The organism is Leptotrichia massiliensis (assembly GCF_900104625.1).
Classification (GTDB): domain Bacteria; phylum Fusobacteriota; class Fusobacteriia; order Fusobacteriales; family Leptotrichiaceae; genus Leptotrichia; species Leptotrichia massiliensis.
In genome coordinates, this window is sequence record NZ_FNVZ01000002.1 from 97,754 (window position 1) to 103,753 (window position 6,000).

Genomic DNA, 6,000 nt, shown 5'->3' on the forward strand with positions numbered 1-6,000 from the left:
AACTAGATAAATGTAATATCCCATTTAATATTACAATTTATCTTATAAATAAAAGGTTATTATAATTGGTCGTAAAAAGAGAAATGAAAGAAATATTGAACTTGTATATTGTTAGGCATGGACAAACTGAGTGGAATGTGCTGGAGAAATTTCAAGGGCAGTTAAATTCACCTCTTACAGAGAAGGGAAAAGATCAAATTAGAAACACAGCCTTGATTCTTGCAAATATTGACTTTAAAGCCATTTATACAAGTGAACTGGAAAGAACAATTGAAACAGCTAAAATTCTTTTAGAAAATAATAATGTGGAGAAAAAGAAAAATCAACATGAAAAATTGAAATTACAAAAATTGAATGAATTAAATGAAATTTATTTTGGTAAATGGCAAGGGATGAGCTTTAAAGAAATCTTTGTAAAATATCCTGAAGAAGCTCATAATTATTTCTATGATGTAAAAAATTATTGTGCAAAGAATGTCCAAGGGGAAGAGTTGACAGATGGGCTAGAACGATTTTTACAAGGATTGAATAAAATTACAGAACAAAACAGTAATGGAAATATCTTAGTTATTACACATGGAACTGTTTTGGAATTGTTTTTTAACTATATCGAAAATAAGAAATCACATGCTCTAGATGAAAGAAAATTAATTGGTAATGGAGAATATAAAATTTTTGTTTACAAAAATGGAAAATACACTATGAAGTAATTTTTTAAAATTTATGAAAATAGATTATTTTAACTTTTATGAAAAATACAAAGAAATAGAAATTTTGAAAATTTTATAATACTATAAAAAATATCCTCAAATTCTAATAATATTTGATTTTAATAATCTGATATTAAAGAGTTTGTAAAATAATTTTATAGTATTAAATAAATTCCAAACATACATAAAAAAATTAAGGAGAGAAAATAATACAATGAGAATTTGGATAATTGGTGGAACGAAAGATTCTAGAAATATTTTAGATGAGATTTTAAAAATGAAAGATAAAAAGATTATTATTAGCACTGCAACTGAATATGGAGGAAAACTGCTTGAAGATGTAGCTAAAAATGAGAATGTGGAAGTAATTTCAGAAAGATTGAATGTATTGCAAATTGAAGATATGATTTTGGAAAAAAATATTGATTTAATTGTCGATGCGAGTCATCCATACGCACAAAATATTAGTCGTACAGTCATCTCAATGGTAAGTTACTTAAATGAAAGGGCTAATCAAGAGAAAAAAGTAAAATATATAAGATTTGAGCGAAAAATGGTTGATTATGGAAACGAGAATGTATTCAAATTTCAAAATTTACAGGAAGTAATCAAATACTTACAACAATTTGAAAATAAAAATGTGCTTAGTACACTGGGTTCCAATACTTTAGCCGAAATAAACGAAATTAGTGATAAAAATAATTTATTTGTACGAATTTTACCAACAACTTCTTCGATAAAAAGTGCAGAAGAACTTGGATATTTACCTAAAAATATCATTGCTATGCAAGGACCATTTTCAAAAAATATGAACATTGTAATGTTGCAAGACCTAAAAATAGATTACTTAATTACAAAGGAAAGTGGCGAAACTGGAGGAGAACTGCAAAAAGTAGAAGCTTGTCAGGAATGTGGTGTTACAATTTTGGCAATTAAACGTCCTGTTTTAGATTACGGTACAGTTTTTAACACAATTGAGGAATTAACTGAATACTTGGTTAAGCTTTAAAAATTTTAATAGAATTAAAAATTTAGGGATAATTTGAATAAGTAGTTTTTCTTTTTAGTATTTAAAAATAAAAAAGAAAGACAAATCTTATGATAGTCCCTCTTTTTTTATTTTTATAAACTTATTATTTCTTTATCTAAATATTTATCTAGTAAAATTCTTTTGAATTTTCTTCATATCCCTGTCAATATCTTTTCTTTTAAGCGATTCTCTCTTATCGTGCATCTTTTTACCTTTTGCAAGCCCTATTTCCATTTTTACAAGCCTTTGCTTTGTATAAACTGAAATTGGGACAATGGTATAACCCTGTTCCTTAATTTTTTCGCTCCATTTTTTTATTTCACGTCTATTCAAAAGTAATTTTCTCACACGAGATTCTGCTACATTGTTGATATTTCCAAATTCATAAGGTGTAATATGCATATTCATTACAAAAACTTCATCACGTATGATTCTTATAAAGCTTTCTTTTATACTCACTTTCCCAGCTTTTACCGATTTTACTTCTGTTCCCACAAGCTCAATCCCTGCTTCCAGCTTATCTTCTACGAAATAATCATGAAAAGCCTTTTTATTTCTAGCTAATACTGGCATCTTCCCTCCTTTTGCTACTTTGTTTTTTATTCTTCTTCGGTTTCGTCAATTTTTACTCTTTCTTCCACATAAGGTATAACCTCAATTTCCATTTTTGCATAGCTTGCACTTACAATGCTCACTTTCATTGTACTTCCCATAGTGTAGGACTCATTATTTCTTTTATCCACAATTTTAAAGTTTTCCTCATCATAAATAAAGTTATCACGTGCTGTTGTAACATTGTAAACCACTTCTATGTGATTTTCCAGTTCCATGAATATCTTATTTTTATTCATCCCGCTAAGTCTAGCAATATAAACTTGTCCAATTTTATCCTGCATATACTCAATCAACTTGATTTTTACACTGTCTTCTTCCAGTTTATCCGCTACTCTTTCAGTTCTCGAAATACTTGAGGCAATTGCTTCAAAATTAGCTCCATATTTAGCCTTTTCTTTTTCGTTCATAAATTTTTCAATCGAACGTCCAAGCATTCTATGAACAATTAAGTCAGAATAACGACGTATCGGTGATGTAAAGTGCAAATAATATTTAGAAGCAAGACCAAAATGTCCCAGATTTTTGTTGGCATATCTTGCACGCTGCATTGCCCGTAAAATTAATTTGTGAATCAAATACCCTTCTGGCAGTCCTGTTGTCCTTTCTATTATGTTCTGAAATTTGCCAGGATGCATTTCTTCCAATCCTTTTAAGGAATATCCAAATTTTATCAAAGTTTCATTCAATGCCTGAACTTTTGCCTTGTCAGGATCTTCGTGGACTCTGTAAATTGCTGGAATTTCTTCCCAGAAAAGTTTTTCCGCCACAGTTTCATTTGCAATAACCATAAAATCTTCAATAATTCTTTCTGCTTCCCCTCTAGAACGCAATACGATGTCCTTTACGGCTTTATTCTCATCTAAGACTACCTTTATCTCAGGTAATTCAAAATCAATGCTCCCACGTCTCTTTTTGTTGTTTCTGATAATTTTAGATAATTCCAGCATATTTTTTAGCATTTCATCAATTTTTCTATATTTATCATATAGATTTCGATATTCTTCAGATTCTTCATTTTTTTCCAAAATTGTATTTACATTTTCATAAGTCATTCTGTATTTGGATTTTATAACCGATTTGTAAAAATCATTTCTTACAACTTTACCTTTTTTATCCAAATCCATTTCCACAGTAAAAGTCAGTTTATCCTCATTTGGATTAAGCGAACATAAATTATTTGACAATTTTCTTGGCAACATAGGAATTACCCTGTCTACAAGATAAATTGAGTTTCCACGCTTCAATGCTTCTGTATCAAGCTCGGTATTTTCCCGTACATAGTAAGAAACATCGGCAATGCTTACAAAAAGTTTATACCCATCTTCTGTTTTTTCCACATACACTGCATCATCCAGATCTTTCGCATCAGAGCCGTCAATTGTAATAATATCAAGGTGCCGCAAATCTTTTCGATTTTTTAGTTCTTCCGAAAAATCCTCATCAATTTTGTCCAGTTCCTGCAAAACTTCATTTGGAAATTTCTCCTCAATTCCTTCATTCAAAAGCAATGATGAAATCAATGCTTCCGTATCTTTTGGACTCCCCAGAACGCTTACAATCTCTCCTTCAGGCTTTCTTTCCTCATCTCCCCAGAAATCAACCTTTACAGCTACTAAATCTCCAGTTTTTGCACCTTTTATCAATTTTTTTGGAATATAAATATCCTTTGGAGAATTTCTTGGACGCACAAAGCCAAAACTTAAATTATGCTCAAAAACGCCAACAATAACATCTCGATTTCTTTTTACAACTTTGTAAACTTCTCCTTCACGCTTCTTTCCATCTGAACTTTCCTTCAAAATACGTACTAAAACTGTATCTCCATTCATAGCTGTATTCAAATAAGTTCCGGGAATAAAGACGCTAGCCTCCCCATTAATATCAAGAAATCCAAAATTTCCGCTCGAAATAGAAATTTCACCTTTCACAAACCCTTCCTTCTCAGGCAAGGTATATCTTCCATTCCTTTTCAAATAAATATCGCCACTTTCTTCCCAGGCATTCAAAAGCTGCTTATACATTTTCCGCTTTTTCTGGCTCCATTCCAACAGCTGCAGTATTTCCTGAAAAGTAAACTCATATTCTACAAGAACCTGTCTTAAATACTTTAGTTCTCTCTCTTCCTTAAGTTCCATCTTTTGATTTTTTTCATTTTCTTTTTTTATATTGTAATTTTTTCCACTAATTTTTTTTCCCTTATGAAAATTTTTATCGTTATTTTCAATATTTTTATATTTTTCTTTCTTTTTTTTATTTCCCATATTTTCCCTCTGTCTTTTTCAATGTATCAAATTGTACTATTCCTCATTTAAATAACACATATTTCATAAATTTTGAATTATGCTATTTAACAAGTATTTGAAACTTATTGTAATTATTATAATTTTTTATTTTTAATGAAGTTTAGTATTAATCTAAATTATAAAATTCTAGTAAAATATGCCTAAAACCTGTCAAAGTAATGAGTTTTCAGATATATTTTAAAGTATTTTTTTTAGATTAAATCTATTTTTTTAAATTTTATGCCTGGTTGGCTATTATTGAATTTCTAAATTTTATAATATTGGGATGAATAATCGAATCCTTTGAAAGTAAATATTTTAATTTTTCCTCAATTTCAAATTTTATTGCTTTATCTAAATCAGTTTTTGCAAGTTTTCTAGCCGTTTCGACGCCTTCCCAGCTTCTCCCTTCCTCAATCGCATCTGAAAGATAAACAATCTTAGCAAGAATACTCATATTTTCTTTCCCAATCGTATGATATTTTATCCCATCCAAAATTTCCTCATCATCAATTCCAAACAATTCATAATTTTGCCGTACAAACTCAGCTCCTGCAAATCCATGAAGCACAGCGGTAGATTTCGACATCTTGTCATCTACTTCAGGATATTTCCCCTTCGTTAAGTCAATCATAACTGACAAGTCAAAAAATTTTGCCACATCATGAAGCCAAGCCGAAGCCGCAACTTTTTCCACATCAACATTATAAATCTCTGCAAGCTCTACAGCACATTTTACAACTCTTTCCACATGATTGTATCTTTTTTCATCCAAATATTTTTTTACATTTTTTCTAATTTTATTTATATCTATCATTCTTCTCGCCTCACTTAAAATAATTTTCACTAAATATTCTCATTATTACTATTATACTACACGACAAAGAAAAAAACAACAAATCTAATATATTAGAATAAAATACAAAGAATTAAAATAACCTTTTAATATTAAATCTTATCAATATAATAAATGTATAACTCTTATACATAGTATTTATATATGCTACTACAATAAAAACTTTTAACTGAAATTATGAAAATATTAGTAAATTTAAGAAAGTTTCAAAATATTTTTACAAAAAAAGACAAAATACTTTTTTCAGAAAGTATCCTGTCCAAGTCATCTATATTTTTCATAATGCTATATTATCTTCATCTTTACAAAACCATTTATTAATATATTGCACATCCTCTATTTCTTTTTATTTTAAAATTTATCTACTTTTTGAATATTTTAAAAAAAAATGGCGTCCCCGGTTGGACTCGAACCAACGACCCTCTGATTAACAGTCAGATGCTCTAACCGGCTGAGCTACGGAGACACACAAAAGAAAAAAGTTTGGCAACTACCTATTTTCCCGGG

Annotated in this window: 5 protein-coding genes and 1 tRNA gene; 2 read left to right on the top strand and 4 right to left on the bottom strand. The window is 29.4% G+C overall.

Features of this window, described 5'->3' with window-relative positions; all coding sequences use genetic code 11:
* The first annotated feature begins 83 nt into the window (after positions 1 to 83).
* Together BQ5344_RS00790 and cobK are read left to right on the top strand one after the other, a co-directional pair.
* Positions 84 to 710 (top strand): histidine phosphatase family protein, encoded by a 627-nt coding sequence (locus BQ5344_RS00790; RefSeq protein ID WP_021769352.1) that lies wholly within the window; start codon positions 84 to 86, stop codon positions 708 to 710.
* Positions 711 to 924: 214 nt separating this feature from the next.
* The gene (gene cobK / locus BQ5344_RS00795) at positions 925 to 1,719 is read left to right on the top strand and encodes a precorrin-6A reductase (protein WP_021769351.1); all 795 of its coding nucleotides are present in this window, start codon (positions 925 to 927) and stop codon (positions 1,717 to 1,719) included.
* 144 nt (positions 1,720 to 1,863) lie between these two features.
* On the opposite strand, the gene smpB is transcribed toward cobK, so the two are convergent.
* The 4 genes from smpB to BQ5344_RS00815 form a co-directional block, all read right to left on the bottom strand.
* Positions 1,864 to 2,343 (bottom strand): SsrA-binding protein SmpB, encoded by a 480-nt coding sequence (gene smpB, locus BQ5344_RS00800; protein WP_268872955.1) that lies wholly within the window; start codon positions 2,341 to 2,343, stop codon positions 1,864 to 1,866.
* Complete coding sequence (rnr, locus tag BQ5344_RS00805; RefSeq protein ID WP_083378165.1) at positions 2,340 to 4,616, bottom strand: ribonuclease R; 2,277 nt, start codon at positions 4,614 to 4,616, stop codon at positions 2,340 to 2,342. Before rnr ends, smpB begins: the two co-directional genes overlap by 4 nt.
* 259 nt (positions 4,617 to 4,875) lie before the next feature.
* Complete coding sequence (gene yqeK / locus BQ5344_RS00810) at positions 4,876 to 5,454, bottom strand: bis(5'-nucleosyl)-tetraphosphatase (symmetrical) YqeK (protein WP_235846083.1); 579 nt, start codon at positions 5,452 to 5,454, stop codon at positions 4,876 to 4,878.
* A gap of 428 nt (positions 5,455 to 5,882) precedes the next feature.
* Positions 5,883 to 5,959: transfer RNA gene (locus tag BQ5344_RS00815), tRNA-Asn, on the bottom strand.
* Positions 5,960 to 6,000 lie beyond the last annotated feature (41 nt).